Genomic DNA, 1,347 nt, shown 5'->3' with positions numbered 1-1,347 from the left:
TGACGAGGCGTCCACGGCTGTCACCGCGCTCGGCCGGCTCCACGTCACGGGAGTCACGGTCGACTGGGCCCGGTTCTTCGAGGGTTCGGGTGCCCGCCGGGTCGACCTGCCGACCTACGCCTTCCAGCACCAGAACTACTGGATCGTCGGCGAGCAGCACGGCTCGGATCCTGAGTCGATCGGCCAGGAGTCCGCCGACCATCCCCTTCTCAGCGCGGTGGTCACTCCCCCTGACTCGGACAGCGTGATCTTGACCGGACGTCTCTCGTCCCACGCGCAACTGTGGCTTGCGGACCACGCGGTGGGCGACACCGTCCTCTTCCCCGGTACGGGATTCGTCGAGCTCGCGCTGAGAGCCGGACGCGAAGTCGGATGCGTATCACTGGAAGAGCTCACTCTGGAGGCGCCCCTGGTCCTCCCCGAGCACGGCGGGGTCGCGCTCCAGGTCGTCGTCGGCGCTCCCGACGACTCCGGTCGGCGTCCCGTCACTGTCCACTCGCGCGGCGAGGCTGTGGACCTCCCGTGGGTGCGACACGCGACCGGCTCGCTGACGACTACCGTCGACGATGTCGTCGACGAGGACGCGGCATGGAGCACCGGCCAATGGCCTCCGGCAGATGCGGAGCCCGTGGACCTGGAAGGCTTCTACGAGGACATGGCGCAGGCCGGGCTGGAGTACGGGCCGGCGTTCCGCGGCCTCACTGCGGCGTGGAAGTCCGGCGAGCACGTATTCGCCGAGGCGGGACTGCCGGAAGGTACGGAGCCCGGGACGTTCGCCCTGCACCCTGCCCTGTTCGATGCTGCGCTCCATGGGGTGGTTGTGGCTGGTGTGGTGGGTGAGGGGGCTGCGTTGCCGTTTGCGTGGTCGGGTGTGTCGGTGGGTGTGGTGGGTGCGTCGGTGGTTCGGGTGCGGGTTTCGGTGGTGGGTGAGGGCCGGGTGTCGGTGGTGTTGGCCGATGTGGGGGGTGGTGTGGTGGCGTCGGTGGGTTCGTTGGTGTTGCGTTCGGTGGGTGTGGAGCGTCGTGCGGTGGCGGAGTCGGGTGTGTGGGGTTCGTTGTTCGGTGTGGGGTGGTCGGGGGTGGAGTTGCCTGGTGCGGTTGATGGTGTGGGTGTGGGGCGTTGGGCTGATGTGGTGGGTGGTGTGTCGGGTGGGGTGCCGGATGTGGTGGTGTTTGATTCGGTGCGGGGTGCGGGGGATGGTTTGGGGCTGGGTGGTGGGGTGCGTGGTGGTGTGTGTGAGGTGTTGGGTGTGGTGCAGGAGTGGTTGGTGGATGAGCGGTTTGCTGGTTCGCGGTTGGTGGTGCGTACGGAGGGTGCGGTGGGGTTGTCGGGTGAGGGTGAGGGTGG

The 1,347-nt window shown here is 68.3% G+C and carries 1 protein-coding gene; it reads left to right on the top strand.

Translation table 11 applies throughout. The annotated features are described in order from the left end of the window. Positions 1-1,347 (top strand): polyketide synthase dehydratase domain-containing protein (locus IEZ15_RS44345; protein WP_194535973.1); only part of this gene is annotated, 1,347 nt, incomplete at both ends.

The organism is Streptomyces atratus (assembly GCF_014648655.1).
Classification (GTDB): Bacteria; Actinomycetota; Actinomycetes; order Streptomycetales; family Streptomycetaceae; genus Streptomyces; species Streptomyces atratus.
This window is presented reverse-complemented; position numbering and strand designations above follow the sequence as displayed.